Origin of the sequence: Peribacillus sp. FSL H8-0477, assembly GCF_038002765.1 — a bacterium.
In the GTDB taxonomy this organism is placed as follows: Bacteria; Bacillota; Bacilli; order Bacillales; family DSM-1321; genus Peribacillus.
Genome location: NZ_JBBODE010000001.1, coordinates 1085415 through 1101731 on the forward strand (window position 1 = coordinate 1085415; position 16317 = coordinate 1101731).

At 40.1% G+C, this 16317-nt stretch carries 20 protein-coding genes and 2 riboswitches; of the genes, 5 read left to right on the top strand and 15 right to left on the bottom strand.

What is annotated here, in order from left to right:
* Window positions 1-24: 24 nt before the first annotated feature.
* The 4 genes from MHI18_RS05605 to gcvT form a co-directional block, all read right to left on the bottom strand.
* On the bottom strand, window positions 25-681 hold the full coding sequence (locus MHI18_RS05605; RefSeq protein WP_340846409.1) for an HAD hydrolase-like protein: 657 nt from the start codon (window positions 679-681) through the stop codon (window positions 25-27).
* Between the two features lie 65 nt (window positions 682-746).
* Window positions 747-2207, bottom strand: a complete 1461-nt coding sequence (gcvPB, locus tag MHI18_RS05610) for an aminomethyl-transferring glycine dehydrogenase subunit GcvPB (RefSeq protein ID WP_340846410.1) — start codon at window positions 2205-2207, stop codon at window positions 747-749.
* Window positions 2204-3547 carry an aminomethyl-transferring glycine dehydrogenase subunit GcvPA gene (gene gcvPA / locus MHI18_RS05615; RefSeq protein ID WP_340846411.1) on the bottom strand — a complete coding sequence of 448 codons (1344 nt, stop codon included), beginning with the start codon at window positions 3545-3547 and terminating at the stop codon, window positions 2204-2206. Before gcvPA ends, gcvPB begins: the two co-directional genes overlap by 4 nt.
* Before the next feature lie 16 nt (window positions 3548-3563).
* Window positions 3564-4670 carry a glycine cleavage system aminomethyltransferase GcvT gene (gcvT, locus tag MHI18_RS05620; RefSeq protein WP_340846412.1) on the bottom strand — a complete coding sequence of 369 codons (1107 nt, stop codon included), beginning with the start codon at window positions 4668-4670 and terminating at the stop codon, window positions 3564-3566.
* 78 nt (window positions 4671-4748) lie between these two features.
* A riboswitch (glycine riboswitch) is annotated at window positions 4749-4831 on the bottom strand.
* A 3-nt stretch (window positions 4832-4834) separates the two neighbouring features.
* Window positions 4835-4923: riboswitch (glycine riboswitch) on the bottom strand.
* A gap of 244 nt (window positions 4924-5167) precedes the next feature.
* On the opposite strand from gcvT, the gene MHI18_RS05625 reads away from it, so the two are divergent.
* Both MHI18_RS05625 and MHI18_RS05630 read left to right on the top strand, forming a co-directional pair.
* Complete coding sequence (locus MHI18_RS05625) at window positions 5168-6853, top strand: DEAD/DEAH box helicase (protein ID WP_340846413.1); 1686 nt, start codon at window positions 5168-5170, stop codon at window positions 6851-6853.
* Window positions 6831-7616, top strand: a complete 786-nt coding sequence (locus tag MHI18_RS05630) for a YqhG family protein (RefSeq protein ID WP_340846414.1) — start codon at window positions 6831-6833, stop codon at window positions 7614-7616. Before MHI18_RS05625 ends, MHI18_RS05630 begins: the two co-directional genes overlap by 23 nt.
* A 228-nt stretch (window positions 7617-7844) precedes the next feature.
* Here MHI18_RS05630 and MHI18_RS05635 read toward each other — a convergent pair whose 3' ends face one another.
* The 9 genes from MHI18_RS05635 to MHI18_RS05675 all read right to left on the bottom strand — a co-directional run bounded on the left by MHI18_RS05635 (window position 7845) and on the right by MHI18_RS05675 (window position 12612).
* Entirely contained in the window at window positions 7845-8018 is a 174-nt protein-coding gene (locus tag MHI18_RS05635; protein WP_340846415.1) for a YqzE family protein, read from the bottom strand.
* Window positions 8019-8079: 61 nt separating this feature from the next.
* Entirely contained in the window at window positions 8080-8460 is a 381-nt protein-coding gene (gene comGG, locus MHI18_RS05640; RefSeq protein WP_340846417.1) for a competence type IV pilus minor pilin ComGG, read from the bottom strand.
* The gene (gene comGF, locus MHI18_RS05645) at window positions 8453-8905 is read right to left on the bottom strand and encodes a competence type IV pilus minor pilin ComGF (protein WP_340846418.1); all 453 of its coding nucleotides are present in this window, start codon (window positions 8903-8905) and stop codon (window positions 8453-8455) included. Before comGF ends, comGG begins: the two co-directional genes overlap by 8 nt.
* A complete protein-coding gene (locus MHI18_RS05650; RefSeq protein WP_340846419.1) occupies window positions 8889-9224 on the bottom strand; it encodes a hypothetical protein in 336 nt (111 codons plus the stop codon). The genes comGF and MHI18_RS05650 overlap by 17 nt, the downstream gene beginning before the upstream one ends.
* On the bottom strand, window positions 9217-9678 hold the full coding sequence (comGD, locus tag MHI18_RS05655; protein WP_340846421.1) for a competence type IV pilus minor pilin ComGD: 462 nt from the start codon (window positions 9676-9678) through the stop codon (window positions 9217-9219). The genes MHI18_RS05650 and comGD overlap by 8 nt, the downstream gene beginning before the upstream one ends.
* Window positions 9656-9994 (bottom strand): competence type IV pilus major pilin ComGC, encoded by a 339-nt coding sequence (gene comGC / locus MHI18_RS05660; protein ID WP_445669951.1) that lies wholly within the window; start codon window positions 9992-9994, stop codon window positions 9656-9658. Before comGC ends, comGD begins: the two co-directional genes overlap by 23 nt.
* A 16-nt stretch (window positions 9995-10010) precedes the next feature.
* The gene (comGB, locus tag MHI18_RS05665; RefSeq protein ID WP_340846422.1) at window positions 10011-11042 is read right to left on the bottom strand and encodes a competence type IV pilus assembly protein ComGB; all 1032 of its coding nucleotides are present in this window, start codon (window positions 11040-11042) and stop codon (window positions 10011-10013) included.
* On the bottom strand, window positions 11029-12102 hold the full coding sequence (gene comGA, locus MHI18_RS05670; protein WP_340846423.1) for a competence type IV pilus ATPase ComGA: 1074 nt from the start codon (window positions 12100-12102) through the stop codon (window positions 11029-11031). Before comGA ends, comGB begins: the two co-directional genes overlap by 14 nt.
* A 117-nt stretch (window positions 12103-12219) precedes the next feature.
* Window positions 12220-12612, bottom strand: coding sequence for a Spx/MgsR family RNA polymerase-binding regulatory protein (locus MHI18_RS05675; protein ID WP_340846424.1), 393 nt, complete (start codon window positions 12610-12612; stop codon window positions 12220-12222).
* 201 nt (window positions 12613-12813) lie between these two features.
* Here MHI18_RS05675 and MHI18_RS05680 point away from each other — a divergent pair, with 201 nt between their 5' ends.
* Complete coding sequence (locus MHI18_RS05680) at window positions 12814-13506, top strand: helix-turn-helix transcriptional regulator (protein ID WP_340846425.1); 693 nt, start codon at window positions 12814-12816, stop codon at window positions 13504-13506.
* A gap of 89 nt (window positions 13507-13595) precedes the next feature.
* Entirely contained in the window at window positions 13596-13838 is a 243-nt protein-coding gene (locus MHI18_RS05685) for a DUF2626 domain-containing protein (RefSeq protein WP_040374242.1), read from the top strand.
* Window positions 13839-13941: 103 nt separating this feature from the next.
* On the opposite strand, the gene MHI18_RS05690 is transcribed toward MHI18_RS05685, so the two are convergent.
* Both MHI18_RS05690 and MHI18_RS05695 read right to left on the bottom strand, forming a co-directional pair.
* A complete protein-coding gene (locus MHI18_RS05690) occupies window positions 13942-15024 on the bottom strand; it encodes a class I SAM-dependent methyltransferase (protein WP_340846426.1) in 1083 nt (360 codons plus the stop codon).
* Window positions 15025-15054: 30 nt separating this feature from the next.
* Window positions 15055-15681 carry an MBL fold metallo-hydrolase gene (locus tag MHI18_RS05695; RefSeq protein ID WP_340846427.1) on the bottom strand — a complete coding sequence of 209 codons (627 nt, stop codon included), beginning with the start codon at window positions 15679-15681 and terminating at the stop codon, window positions 15055-15057.
* Window positions 15682-16088: 407 nt separating this feature from the next.
* Between MHI18_RS05695 and MHI18_RS05700 the strand changes: the two genes are divergently transcribed.
* Entirely contained in the window at window positions 16089-16262 is a 174-nt protein-coding gene (locus tag MHI18_RS05700; RefSeq protein ID WP_040374245.1) for a DUF2759 domain-containing protein, read from the top strand.
* Window positions 16263-16317: the final 55 nt, after the last annotated feature.

The following is a 16317-nucleotide window of genomic DNA, read 5'->3' on the forward strand; positions in this document are numbered from 1 at the left end:
ATCCACACTCCTGTGGATTCTTTTTTATCTTGAAGGATATATGAGTTCTTTTAGTTCCAATAAATCATCTATTACAAAATCTGCCTCAGCAAGTTCTTCTTTTCGTGCAAAATCAAAATTACATCCTATTGAAACAAATCCATTTTCTTTAGCTGCATGTATATCAGATAGACGATCTCCAACTACTGCTGCTTTATCTATCTTATACTTCTGGATAATCGTCTTAACTAAATCAGCTTTATCCAATGTTTGTATCTGTTGAATACTAAATGTTTCCGTTACCCATCTGTCCAACTGGTAGTAGTTTACAATTGCTTCAAGATATTCGATTAATCCATTGCTTGCTATGTATATCGAACACCCCTTCTCTTTTAGATAATCAAAAATTTCTTCTACATTCGGATATAACGCACCATGACCACTTCTTATATTCTCCATTAATCTTGCAAGAAAAAAGTCATTCATTTTTTCTCTTATCTCCGTATCGTGATTCGGTAACAAAGCTTCCCATACCTTTGGCAAAGGTACACCCATGATCTCGCGGTACGTATCAATAGGGGTTACCGCCTCCCATTGGTTTAAAGACCGTAAATAGGTAAACGTATCTTCAAGTGATATTTCTAAAATTTTATCTGTCTGAAATAGTGTCCCATCCATATCAAAGATTAGTGATTGATTCATATTCTCTCTCCTTTAAAAAGAAAAAGCAGTGGAGTTTCATCAGAGAAACCCACTGCTTTATAAGCTTACTGTTTTTGAAAACGCAAGACAGGCTTTCTAGCCGCCAGCGTCTCATCTAAGCGTTTAATAACCGTTGTATGCGGTGCTTCTTGAACAATTTCAGGATTATCTTCGGCTTCTTTAGCAATCTGAATCATCGCATCGATAAACGCATCGAGGGTTTCCTTCGATTCTGTTTCTGTCGGCTCAATCATCATGGCTTCCTCCACATTTAAGGGGAAATAGATAGTCGGCGGATGATAGCCGAAATCAAGCAGTCTCTTAGCGATATCGAGGGTTCGAACACCCAGCTTTTTCTGGCGTCTGCCGCTTAAGACAAATTCATGCTTACAGTGCCGGTCGTACGGTAAATCATAGTACGCTGATAGCCTGCGCATCATGTAGTTAGCGTTGATGACCGCGTTTTCCGTAACAGCCTTTAAACCATCCGGACCCATAGAACGAATATAGGTATATGCCCTGACATTTATGCCGAAATTCCCATAATACGGTTTAACACGGCCGATTGATTCTGGACGGTCATAATCAAGAAAATATCTTCCCTCTTTTTCTGAAACAATAGGTTTTGGCAGAAAACGGATCAACTCGTTTTTCACGCCCACAGGACCAGATCCTGGTCCTCCGCCGCCGTGCGGGCCAGTAAATGTTTTATGAAGATTTAAATGGACAACATCAAAGCCCATATCTCCTGGTCTTGCTTTAGATAAAACTGCATTAAGATTGGCTCCATCATAGTAAAGCTTCCCGCCAGCTTGATGGATCACTTCAGCCATTTCAAGGATATTTTCTTCAAAGAGTCCTAGTGTATTTGGATTGGTCAGCATTAATGCAGCTGTGTCCTCCCCAACAACTCGTTTCAAGTCATCAATATCGACCAGTCCATGTTCATTCGATTTGACGGTAACTGTTTCGAATCCAGCAACAGTCGCGGAAGCTGGGTTCGTACCATGCGCTGAATCGGGAACAATAACCTTCGTACGCTGCATATCCCCATTGCTTTCATGATACGCTCGAATCATCATCAATCCTGTCCACTCGCCATGAGCACCAGCAGCAGGTTGAAGCGTTACTTGATCCATTCCCGTAATTTCAATTAAATGCTCTTGTAAATCGTACATTAGTCCAAGAGCTCCTTGAACAGTGTTTTCATCTTGATAAGGATGGATATGGGCAAAGCCATTGATCCGAGCAACGTTTTCATTAATTTTCGGATTGTATTTCATGGTACAAGAGCCTAGCGGATAAAAGCCTGAGTCCACTCCATGATTCCGTTTTGAAAGAGCAGTATAGTGACGCATAATATCCAGTTCGCTAACCTCAGGCAGCTCTGCAGCTTCCTCACGTATATAGTCATCTGGCAGAAGCTCGGAAAGTGCTATTTCTTCAATTTCTATTTCCGGCAGGCTGTAACCGATGCGGCCGGGCGTACTGATTTCAAAGATTAACGCTTGATCTTGGTTATTCATTGCATTTCCCCCACTTCTGCTGCAAAGGTGTCTATTTCTTCTTTCGTCCGCAGCTCCGTCACCGCGACTAACATATGATCCGTTAATTCCGGATAAAAACGGCCTAAGTCTAACCCGCCGAGCATTCCTTTTTCAAAAAGAGCATCATTACATTGTTTAAACGGTACAGGAAGTTTTATGACGAATTCATTAAATGAAGCACCATCAAAAACGATATCGATTCCTTTTTTCTGGAAGGCTTTTTTGGCATAATGAGCCTTTTGGATATTCTGCATGGCCATTTCTTTCACACCATTTTTTCCTAAAGCGGTCATGGCTACAGAGGCAGCCAGGGCATTTAAGGCTTGATTTGAACAAATATTAGACGTCGCCTTATCACGACGAATATGCTGTTCACGTGCTTGAAGGGTCAAAACAAACCCTCGTTTTCCATTTTCATCAACGGTTTGCCCGACAAGACGTCCGGGTACTTTTCGCAGCAGCTTATTGGTAACGGCAAAATATCCGCAATGCGGTCCGCCAAAGGCTGTTGCTATTCCAAACGGCTGTGCATCACCTGCCACAATATCCGCACCTAGTTTGCCTGGCGGTGTTAATACACCTAGCGCCAGTGGGTTGCTCGATACAATCATCATGGCTTTCTGTTCATGTACCACCTGTTCAATTTCCTTAAGGAGTTCAATTCTTCCAAAGAAGTTTGGATATTGGACGATTACTCCAGCTACGTCTTCACTCATCAAATTCTTTAACTCATCAAGATCTGTGGTCCCATTTGTATGCGGAATTTCTACGACCTCAACATTTCGTCCCAACGCATAGGCAGCAATTACCTCTCTTGACTCCGGATGCACAGTCGTAGAAACAAGAAGCTTCTGCCTTCTTGTATGACCAACGCTTAGCATAGCTGCCTCCGCAAGTGCTGTCCCACCGTCGTACATGGATGAATTTGCTACATCCATACCTGTTAATTCACAGATCATGCTTTGAAATTCAAAGATTGCTTGCAGCTCCCCTTGAGAGATTTCTGGCTGGTAAGGCGTATACGCTGTATAAAACTCTGAACGAGAAATGACATGATCAACAATAATCGGAGCATAATGATCATACACACCTGCACCTAAAAACGATGTATACTGTTTTAAATCAGCATTTTTAGCAGCAAGAGTGCTCAACTCCTTCAATAAAGCGGATTCAGATTTTGCGGGTTTAATCTTATACTCGCCTTTAAAGCGTACCTTTTCGGGAATATCACTAAATAATTCATCTACGGTTGTTACGCCTATTGCAGCCAGCATCTCCGTTTTATCTTGTTCGGTCATCGGTAAGTAGCGGTGCTTCATATGTAATCAATCCCCTCTAGTTTTTCTGCCTTTTATAAAATGGCGTTGCCACAACTATTGCTTTTAATCGTTTAGAACGGATTTCAACCTCTACCTCTGTACCGACTTCAGCAAATTCTTTTTTCACCAGCACTAATCCAACATTTTTTTTGAGTGTCGGTGACTGTGTACCAGTAGTTACTTCACCAATCAGATCGTCTCCGCTAAAAACAGCATATCCGTGTCTTGGAATTCCTCGATCAATCATCTCGATTCCGACCAGCTTCCGTTTAGCACCATTTTCTTTTTGAGAGGCTAGAACGGCTTTGCCGAAAAAGTCTTCCTCTTTATTTGTCTTAACAGCGAAACCGATCCCCGCTTCGATTGGAGTAATATCTGCAGACAGCTCTTGACCGTATAACGGCAGTCCTGCCTCAAAACGAAGCGTGTCACGTGCACCTAGGCCAATCGGCAGAAGACCCTCATTCTCTCCTGCTGACAAAATCATTTGCCAAAGCATGGGAGCATCATCACGATTACAATAAATTTCAAAACCATCTTCCCCTGTGTAACCGGTCCTAGAAACCATTACTTTTTTTCCATTTAAATCAATATTTTCTTTAAAAGTAAAAAAACTAATTTCACTTACATCTGTATCTCCTGCAAGTTTTTGCAGAATGGATTCTGCAAGCGGCCCCTGTAGTGCCAGTAACGCAATATCAGCTGACTTATTTGTCAGTTCCACATCCTGACTCAGGTTTTGCTGCATCCACTGAAAGTCTTTTTCTATATTAGAGGCATTTACTACGACCAAATAATCATCTGCCGCTTTTTTATAAATCAGTAAATCATCAATCGTGCCGCCATTCTCATAGCACATCGCACTATATTGAGCACGGCCGTCTGTCAGCTTCTGTACGTCATTCGTCATTATTTTCTGTAAAAAGGACAAGCTTCCAGGTCCTTTAACTTCGATCTCACCCATATGCGATACATCAAATAATCCAGCTTTCGTCCGCACAGTTTCATGTTCATTTTTAATACCTGAAAATTGAACAGGAAGTTCCCAGCCGCCAAAATCAATGGTCTTTCCATTACTTGCAGCATACTCATCAAATAAAGCCGTACGTTTTAAATTAGTCAAAAAAATCCCTCCCCTTGAGTTTTAGGTATCGCTTTAAGAACACACAAAAAAGGACAGAGAAGCCCGCTTGAGCTTTTTCTCTGTCCTGAAACCTGAAAGTTTTGCCTTAGAAAGGTTTTCCCCTTTGGTGGTCACGGTTCAGCCCGTAACACTCTCCAGAGTTGCGTCCAACAAGAGTTCATTTGCCTGAGAGATTCACTGCTAAGCTTGCTCCTTCGGCGCTACATGACGTAGTCTCTCCCCTTGTCTTCATCCGCATATAATATTTTTCCTAAAATGGTACATAGTAAGGGAATAACTTCAATTCGTTTAGTAAAGTAGTTTGAATTAATAGATAACAATTGAGATACTCCCATCCTACCATTAAGTCTATTTTTTATGCAATCATTTTCTGACTAAAAAGCATACACAAGTGAACGAAATCATAACTCATCTTTATAACGTTCGCTTTTAATGAACATATACAAAAAATCCTAGAAAAAAAGAGGATGAAAACGATGAAAATCCAAATATCATTTGATTCCGACTGGAGTAAGGAATTTTTACATAAAACAGCTGAAGATGGACCATGGGCTAATTGGGATTTGTATAAGCTTGCCATTGAAGCGGAAACGCATTTAGCTATCCCAGAGTTTAACGGCCTTCAAGCGCCGAAACATTTACCACAGCTAAAGCCGCTTCCTCATCAGCTGGAAGTAGCTAGGCAGGTTGTGGAGACCATGCATGGAAAAGCTATCTTAGCTGATGAAGTGGGTTTAGGAAAAACAATTGAAGCAGGTTTAATATTAAAAGAATATATGATTCGCGGACTCGTAAAAAAAGTATTAATCCTAGTTCCCGCCTCCCTTGTCAGTCAATGGGCCTTTGAATTAAATACAAAATTCCATATTCCAGCGGTGATTCAGCGAAAAAGCTATGTCTGGGACAGCTGCGACTGTATCGTCTCTTCTATTGATACAGCCAAACGTGATCCCCACCGAGACATTATCCTTCAACAAGAATACGATTTAATAATTATTGATGAAGCCCATAAATTAAAAAACAATAAAACAAAAAACTATGAATTTGTGCAGCGGTTAAAAAAACGCTTTTGTCTGCTTTTGACAGCTACACCTATTCAGAATAAAGTCGAAGAAATTTTCCATCTTGTCTCACTGCTCAAACCCGGCCACCTCGGTAACGAAGCCCTGTTTTCTGAAAAGTATAAAGGCAAAGGCCGTCTTGTGTTAGAAGATGAGGATTTGAAGCTGCTCGTTAATACCGTCATGATCCGCAACCGGAGGGCAGATACTGGGATTGAATGGACCAAACGACATGTTGAAACAACAGTTATTGATTTTTCCCCAACCGAACAAGCACTGTATGATGCAATCGTGGCGTTTAAACCCGGAGAATCCGGCAAAAGCAGCTCCTTTTCGGGGCTAACTCTTCAGCGTGAAGCATGCAGCAGCAGAGAAGCCGTTTACTATACCTTAAAAAACATGAAGGAAAAAGCCGAAAATCCGTCACCAGCTTATTTAGAAAGCATCGATCAGCTTATCGAAAAAGTAAACGCCGTTTCGAACAATTCAAAAGCGGAAAAAACGTTAGAGCTTATACAGAAAATCAATGACAAAGTCATCATTTTCACAGAATACCGTGCCACACAGCTATACCTGCAGTGGTACCTTAAACAACACGGAATTTCATCGGTACCATTTCGAGGCGGCTTTAAACGTGGAAAAAAAGATTGGATGCGTGAGCTTTTTCAAAATAAGGCACAGGTACTGATTGCAACTGAAGCTGGAGGAGAAGGGATTAATCTGCAATTTTGTCATCACTTGATAAATTTCGATTTACCATGGAACCCCATGCGTCTTGAACAGCGAATCGGACGAATTCATCGTCTTGGGCAAGAGGAAGACGTTCGCATTTACAACTTAGCTACAAGAAATACGATTGAGGATCATATTTTAAAACTATTATATGAAAAAATAAATTTATTCGAAAAAGTAATCGGCGAATTGGATGAAATTTTAACTAAGCTTGATATTGGAAATATTGAAGAATACTTAATTGATGTAGTCGGTGAATCAAAAACCGAAGGAGAGATGAAAATTAAGATGGATAATTTATCGTCATTAATTCAATTTGCTCAGCAAGTAAAGGATGGTGAAACTCATGCAGCAACAGGAAATTCATAAATTTCTACTGAACTATTTCGAAGCAAATCAATGCGAAATCATTGAAAATCACCCAACCCACCTCGTCATTGGGTTAAGTATTGAAATGGATAAGGAATTAATGAATCGCCCATTTTATTGGCATTATCTCGAAAAAACAGGGGGTGTGCCTAACCCCATGACACTAACTCTGATTACCGATTCATTGAACGCACCAGAAGATTTAAAAGGAGAGCATATTCATTTTGGTTCGCCTCGTCTCCATCAAATTTTTCAATCAACGAAAAAGCTAGCTGGCTTTATTCGCCTATACGAAGACGCTGCTGTCACTTCACAGCAGCCTCTCTATCCTTGGCTATGTCTTAATGTAAAGATATCGTACCAATGCGACAGGAAGAAAGATATTTGCCTTTCAATCGGACTGAACTTAATTTCAGGAGAAATTAAAGAAGCATTTCACGAAAGAATCGTACGCCTTAAGGTCACACCAAAAATCCCTGACCTGTTCTTCAACCTCTCACCATTAATTATGCCTGCCAGCGGTCTTACACGTCTCGATGGATATATTAGAAAAACATTTGAAGGAGATGATCACAGCTGGGCTGAGGAGGCAATCGTCCGTTGGGACAACGACTTAAACCTGCTCGACCGTTTTTATGACGGGCAAGAAGAAGATGAAAATTACCAAACTGAAAAAGCCGCCCTCCGTGCACAATACGAACCTAAGATTGATATCTCCGTTATCAACGGCGGCCTGTTTTATCTGACTGAAAAAGCTGTTTAATCTAACGATTGGATCTGGCAGGGTGTTAAATGGCTGTATTCGGCCCTTTCTGTTGATTATCCGGCCCTTTTTGAAGTTTATTCGGCCCTTTTTTGTAATCATTCGGCCCAAACCAAGATTTATTCGGCCCTTTCTCATAATCATTAAAAAAGAGGCTGCCCCACTGAACCGACCCCCGAAAGTTTTCGGGGTCACCTCAATTGGGACAGCCTCACAATATACGCACAGTTATTTACGAAAAAACATTTTTAAAGCAAAGGGAATAAACCCGAACAAACGAAAGGACAGTTCAGTCTTTTCATCTCTTTTTTGTTCCCGGCGTTCTTTCCGTTCCGATTTTGGCACCTGAAAATAACGGACAAGCTGTTGCGTTATATATTTAATATAATCGTTTGTAGACATTATCAATCACCTACTAAACAGCATGCACACTATTCCCGTTTTCTATTCCGCTTACAGCCCGTCACTTTTCCACCCATTCTATCATCTTGTGTAAATCGGTATGATAGTAAACCACTGCTTCTTTATGATGATTGTTTTTCGTCACTGCCGATAAGTCAATTGTAATCGTATCCTCACTCCTCGTTTTTACTTTGTAATTAACCGTCCCATTTGGATACTTAAAGCTCCCCGATTCCTCAACCAAAATTTGATCTGTTTTAAGTCCTATTTCGAGATCAATCAATGCAAGCCTCATCAAATGATCCGCGATAAGGCGCTCTTCCACTGCTTTATAAAAGTGTTTTTCCCCAATGAATCTATCTGATGTGAAGATAGCAATCATACACAAGGATGCCGACAGAATCATTATCATCGGCAGTGAATAGCCTTTTTCGTTATCCATCCTGCCTAACTCCTACAAAGTTAATATACGGAGTAATGGATCGAGTATAAAGCTTTCCTCCTTTGTCAGTTACCTCAATGACAATTAATTTCCCTTCCTTTTTCACGGAAAATCGAGATACATTCTGCAGAACTACGTCATGACCGGTCCCATTTACCCTTCTACGCAGCTTATCTCCAAACTGCTCAAATAAGACGATTTCATTATTCTTAACCGAGAGAAATAGTTTATTTCCTGAAACCTTCTGATCTGTAGATAGATAAACCTGCCGCTTAAATTGATTCAAGAATATTTCCCATTCTTTCGGATTTATTCCCACATCAGTCCGTAAAGAGGTATGAACATTTGTCAGCATCTGCAATATTAATGAGGAGATTGCTAGAAATATGGACAGCGAGACAAGTAGTTCAATTAAGGTAAAGCCCCTTTTATTTTGTAGAGTCACAAAGAGTTTCGATTTGTTTTGCCCCCGTTTCATAACTGACACACCCTTCTACCATCCCTGGGAATTCTGAATCCGCACGCCATGACAATGAGTAAATCACCCCTTCCCATTCAAGCATCCCGTTAGTTGCTGATAATTCACCTACACTATAGGCAGCAAGTTTTTCATAAAGAACATGATAAGCGGACGTCCTCATCTCCGTATTATGCCGATCAAGCGCAACACTTTGTACAACAGGTACGATCGACACAGCAATAAAACAGCACATAGAGAAAGCAACAAGCATCTCAAGGAAAATATACCCTTTCGAATTATTCAATGCGAAATCGCCCGCTTCCTAGATTAAAGATAATTTTGTATAGCTTTTCATTTGTTTCAATCAGCCAAGTTCCTCCTTTTGAAATATTTCCATTAGGCGTAAAGACAACCCCTTGACCGAGGACCCCGCCATTAAAAGTAATTTCTTCCGGCACTTTCCGTTCGAGGATGTGTTCAGCCGAAGTTCCTGTATTAGCGAGATACCTTCCTTTCTTCAAATCAAATGTAAAAGTGACATATAACTGATTGCTAATGGCGTATTCCTGACTTCTGTATAGGTCATCACTGAGCTGAATCAAAAAGAAGCTCGTATCCAGTTTTTTAACGAAAGGAGGAAACATTCCAAAGCCAAGTGATGTCAACAGCATAAATACAGATAATACAAGGAGCATTTCAACTAACGTATAACCCCTTGATCCTAATCTGGTATGGTTACTTTCCGTCGCTTGCAGCAACAACGGATACCTCTCCCTTCGCATTAATTGAAACTTCGGATTTATTTGGACAGGAAGTTTGCTTTAAATACCCTTCTGAAGCCAGCTCTGAGATACTTGTCGGCAGCACGTTTTTGTCGATTTGGTAGGCTTGAACCTGTGATTGCACCATCTTAACAAACGCCTCGCACCCCTTTTCTTGGATGGAAGACTGGTTCTTCGTAATATTTGGAACTGTAATGATTAATAGAATGGAAATGACCATTAATACGACGAGCATCTCAATTAATGTAAATCCTTTTTCATTTTTGACTCTTTTCATTATTTTTCGAAGCATTACGATTCCTCCCTAATTAAATATCTTTCATTAAAGAAAACATGGGTAATAATACAGCCAGGTAGATGGAAATGACCAGGATGCCGACAAACGAAAATAAAGCAGGCTGGACGATTCGCATCGCCAATGTCATCCTCTCCTCAATCTTTTCCAATAGATAACGGCTGTAATGAAACAATTCTTGATCCAGACGACCATATTTCAAACCATTTGCGGCGACAATACTAAAATTTTTATCAAAGTACGGCATCGCTTTTAGAATGTCCTCAAGGGGCTTTCCTTCTGTCAGCTCATTTTTAATAAGTAAACAGAGATTCTTATAGAAAGGCTGCTGCTGATTTTCTGAAAATAACAAGATACTTTCTTTCAATGACAACCCGCCCGAAAGAAGGCTGCTAAATTGACTTGCAAAAAATTGAGTTTCATACAGTTTAATGAAAGGACCTAATATGGGGATTTTCAAGAGTAAAAGGCGGCGTTTAAGGGGTGAAAGTTTCATATACCAGAATTGTCTGAGGAGTACACCAAGTATGACCGCCGCTCCAAGGAGATACGGCAGATAAGACAGGAAAGACGAGGCAAGTCTGACGAATGCTAAAAAACCATTTTCTTTCGCGTCCATTGAAGAGAATAGAACTTCGAACTGTGGCAGCAATACGCCTTGCAGCATGTAAAATGCGCCTCCAACAAAGAGAAGCAGTAAAACGGGATACACTAACAGCTTTTGAATTTTTTCCATATCAGAAGATCTTTTCTCCCAATAGGTGCCTGCCTCCTTCAGTGCACGTGATAGATCACCATATTGCTCGGCATAATAAATAAAACTAATGAGCTGTGGATGAAACTTTAATGCGGTTAAAACTGCATAAAATGGATAACCCCTCATCAACTCTTCAACCGCTTCATCCAAGTCCACTTTTTTCTTTTTGGTTTCTTGAAACTTCAGAAATTGAATTCCGTCGGAGAGCGAATAACCATACTCAAGCAATTCCCCCAGCTTTAATAGAAACGAAGCCTGTTCGGTCATTTTCCATTTACTTCGTTTCATGTTCATACACCAGTCGTTCATATTCTTCCGCTTCGATGTATCCGAAAGCAATGGCCTTACTGATTTCATGTTTTAGCTGCCTATAGCCTGCCTGATGCGTCTCACCCTTGGCTGCCTTTAAGGCTTCGATCAGCTCTTTTCCATATAGCAATTCATAGACACTTGCCCGTTTAGCGCGTTTTTGAACCATGCATTCCGGGGTGCACCCACTGCTTCCACAGCTAGGACAGTGTAATTCAACCAGTCTTTGTGCAGTTATGGCAATTAAGGTCTGTTCAACTTCAATCCAGCTGACACCGAATTCAAGTAATCGGTATATCGCTCCCTTTGCATCTCTAGTATGCATGGTTGTAAGAATTAAATGACCTGTCATGGCTGCCCTGACGGCAATTTTGGCCGTTTCCGCATCGCGAATTTCACCAACCATGATAATATCTGGGTCATGTCTTAAAGCGGCTTTTAGTCCGACAGAATAAGTAATTCCTGCTTTTTCATTAATTTGTACTTGGAGAACATTTTCTGATTCGTTTTCAATGGGATCTTCGAGTGTGATGACATTTCTGTTAATCATGTCTCTAGCATGATGAAGTAACGAATAGAGGGTTGTTGTTTTACCGCTGCCTGTAGGACCAGTGAATATGATCATTCCATGGGAATGCTTCAGGAGGGCAATTAATTTATTGGCGGTAATAGAGAAAAGGGAAAGCTGTTCGAGAGGCAAAATGCTTTGCTGAGGGATTAAGCGAATAACGAGGCTTTCTGAGTAGGTGCCTGGCAAGGTCGACAACCGAAGACCCACCATCCGGCCTTCTAGATTCATTGTTAATGCACCACTCTGGGGGCGCCTCTTTTCTCCGATATCCATAGATGCCAGAAATTTCAGATGAGAGATTAACCGATCTGACTCATCTTGAGTCAGTACTTCCTGTGGAACAAGCTTGTTATCGATGCGAAATTGAACAAGGGGTCCTTCTTTGCGGGGGAGAATGTGGATGTCCGAAGCAGATAATCGGACGGCACGAGATAAAATACTGTCTGCAGTCTTTTCAATTGATTCCAATCATAAATCACCTCCATATTTAGTGTAATGATTAATTTCGACCCTTCCCGCCAAATTCCTGCAAGAAAAATAAAAATAACCTCCATTTTTTTGGAGGCACTTAATCTAGCTATCTATCTAGTAACTTAAGCATAGGTTCAGCTTTGTATCCTGCTTCGAAGGCAGCAGATTCATAAGGGCATCCGCGTTATGGCCAATAATTAATTTTTCTCCGTCAGTTATAATCGGTCGACGCAGCAGCTTAGGTTCACTTGCCAATAATTGGAGGACATTTGATAAGGACATTTCATCCATATTAATATTTAAGCGTTTAAATGTTTCACTTCTTGTGGCTAGAATTTCATCCAATCCTTCAGTTGTTAAGGCAAGAATTTTCTTTAATTCATCTGTTGTCGGTCCATCGCGGAAAATATGCCGTTCTTGAAATGTAATTTGATTGTTTGTCAGCCATTTCTTAGTCTTTCGGCAAGAAGTACAACTTGGATAGGAAAAAAAGAGTAATTCTTTCATCCGTAACACTCTCCATTTCATTTAATTATCTATTAAGGTCATTGTATAACTTTTGTATAAACTTTGTACAGTCATTTGCACGAAATATTCAAAAATATTTTTCATTAAAGTAGGTATAGGATCCATTCTTCTTATGTAACTTCATTCCAATGTAACCAGGACTGTATTATAATGGTTGAAAGAGCAGTATGAGGTGAGGGAATGGAACAAACGTTAAAAATCACAAATGTATTAGCTGATCCAACTCGTTATCACATTTATCAATACATTGTGAAACAGCACAAAGAGGTCATTGTGCAAGAAATAGCGGACGCTTTTGAGATTCATCCAAATGTTGCCCGGATGCATTTAACTAAACTCCAAGATGTGAGTTTAATTACTTCAGAAACGAAAAAGACCGGCAAAGGCGGCCGGCCAGGCAGAACCTATAAATTAGCCGATGAAGTCATTCAGCTTCATTTCCCGTACCGTGATTATCAGCTTTTAGCAAAGATCGCCATTGAAAGCATGATGTCTCTTGGGGAAGCTGGAGAAAAAGCTCTTTTTGAAACAGGTCGTTCTTTCGGTTCTGAACTGGTTAAACAGCAAACCATGTCAGCACAACCGTATCTCACTTTCAATGATAAGCTGGCTATAGTAAAAAATGCAGCAACACTCGCAGGTTTTAGTCCAGAGTTTCAAATTAGCGAAGACCAGACCACGATTTACTTCCAAATCCATAATTGTCCATTTAAAGAATTAGCCAAGCACAACAGCAGTACCATATGTTCTATGCATAATGCCTATCTGCTCGGCATGTTTAATTCCGTGTTTACAAATGTTCAATTAGTGGAGGGTGAGAACATGATTAATGGCTGTGATTTATGCTCTTATCGTGTTTCTGTTACGGACTAGATACAAACTAAGCTTTACATCATATCATCAAGTCATTTATAATTATTTAGTGATTACCATCATTGGGGAAAAAAGGGGAGGTTTACACAATGGATCGTATGTTCAGGGTTTGTGGTTTTTGGACTGGAATTATGGCGGTATTTTTCTATTTAGGCCATATGCATGAAATGTCCTTACTTTTCTTCGGACAAACTGGATTTTTTGTACTTTTAAGTTATTTAAAGCTTTCTGAACGCATGTATATCTACGTATTTGGGGCGTATTTGACTGTATTCTTTGTAGGATTTAGTTATTATACCGTATTTATGATGACACCAGGTGCGGCTCACTAAAAAGCCTACATAGCTCATGAAACCTTGGTTTCATGGGTTTTCTATTATTCAAAAAAGGCTGTCCTACACGTGTAGGACAGCCTTTTTTTGAGTGTTTGACTCTTTATTCGCTTAATTTCCCCTGTATTCCCTTACTTTGAAGCATCACTCGGAAATAGGAACTAATTCCTCCAGGCATTACAAGACTGCGTATAGCTCGATTCCTTTTGGCGGTATCTGAAAAGGGATTTAGGTTTTGATGATCTTCAAGTTCTGAGAAAAGACCCGCCCCAATTAGAAAGTCTGCTTGTGACTGAAGGCGCTCAAACCGTAGGCCGGCACGTTCACCGTAGTGCTGCAAGGCATCAAAATGGATATGAGCAGTGAGATCCATTTGACCAGGATGTTGAAGGATATCTTCAATCTGTTGATGACGATAATATCCTCTTAAGCTCCCCTTCCTGTGAATAGATTCCATCCATTCAGTCTGCGTATAGCCATAATCAAATGTGACCACCACACCCTTAGCCAGGGTGTTAGAAATCATTGAAATCATATCAAGCATCTTTATCGGTATTTCATATCGCTGATTCTCCGCTAATTCAATGCTTTGTGATAGGATATACTCTTGAATTCTACTGTCTGATAAACGTTCGATTGTTTCACAGAAACTCCCATCGTGTTCCTTAATAAAAACCTCATAAAGAATCCCCTGCTTTTTCTCAATAACGTGAACAGGTAATGCGTCGAAAAGCTCATTCGATACAATAATCCCAAAAAACTCTTGAGGTAATTCTTTCAGAAAAACAACGTTTGGAAATTCAGCTAATTTCTCTTTTTGCTCGGACTGATGAAAGGGACTACTGTCAACAATCGTATAAGTAAGCTGCTTAAATAATTCAGGGTCCGTCCTTTTAAGGCTGGAAAGAAGATCAAAAGCAAACTTCCCTGTTCCTCCCCCTATTTCAAGGATTCTTGGGGTGAGCTTTGCTTGTCTGATAACTTTAGCTGCCCATTTCCCTAGACACGATCCGAACACATTATTCACATTTGAGCTTGTATAGAAATCCCCAGTTCTTCCTATCTTCGTTCCCGGCTTCATATAATAACCGATGTCAGGTGTGTAGAGCGCTGTCTCCATATATTCACTATACGAAATTTTTTTATCTCGCTTACTTGATATTAATTTACGAAGATAGTGATCCATTCTCCCTTTCCTTTCACCTTGTCATTGCTATCATCTCAAAAACGGATTACTTGCGATTTCATCTTCAATGGTCGTAACAGGTCCATGTCCTGAAAAGACAATTGTGTCAGCAGGAAGGTTGATTAAATGTTGATGAATACTCTTCATTAATTGAGCTTCGTTTCCACCAGGTAAATCCGTACGGCCAACACTATTTTTAAATAAAACATCACCAGAGAACAGCATGCGTTCACTCTCTAAATAGTAAGAAACACTTCCTGGCGAATGACCTGGTGTTTTAAACAGCTTAAACACAAAACTGCCAAGTTGTAGTTCAGTTTCATCGGTTAACAGGAAATCTGCTGGCCTCATTTGCATAGGCTGTCCAGCTAAAAAGGACTTTGAGCCGTTTAACGAAGGATCGACCAGCCATTTTTCTTCCTTTTGATGAAGATAAGCTGGAATGTTATAAAAATCACGAATCTCATCCAGTGCCCCAATATGATCAAAATGAGCATGTGTAAGGAGAATGGCAATCGGCTTTAGCTTTTTTTGCTGAATCAGCTGAATCAGTTTTGAACCTTCTTCACCAGGATCAAAAATAATACACTCTTGTTCATTTGAAAGCAGGTAGCAATTTGTTTGTAAAGGGCCGAGCGGTATTTGGTTCCATTTCATTCTATTCATCTCCATTAATTTCATTTATCTAGTATCATCTTACACTACTTCCGTTCATAAATTAAGATGTGCCTTCAAGAATAAGGTTCCTCTAGGAACGAAATGTTCTTATCTGAATTTTAGTCTTATAAGAGAGCCTTTTCTTCAATGTAAGTTGTACTATTCGAAAATTTTCACTTAACATCTACTTCAACGGCATCTCGTACTATTTTTCCACTATCCTTTAAAAATGGATATTGTTACACAAAGTGATTACTAATAATCTCGACAAATGGAATAAAAACCATTAAAATAAGAGCGAACGCAATCTTTCTACATATTTATGGGTAGATTTTATACACCTCTGGGCATTCTAAAGTTCAGTGGTCAAACGAGTAGTATTCAGATTGAACAAAGGGGGCATAACGATGGTTTTAATGGTTGTTTTAGGCTTAGTTGCGATTCTAGGCATAATCGGTACAATTTCATCACTTAAAGAAAGAAATATTCTTGGAATCATTTTTGGCGGAGGCAGTGCGCTTGTCTTTGGATGGTTTACAGTGATGACGTTAATTAACAGCGGATTCCCAGTTGCACACTAAGTACACAAATAGGGTAAACAAAAGAGCATGGCAATCCATGCTCTTTTGTTTACCC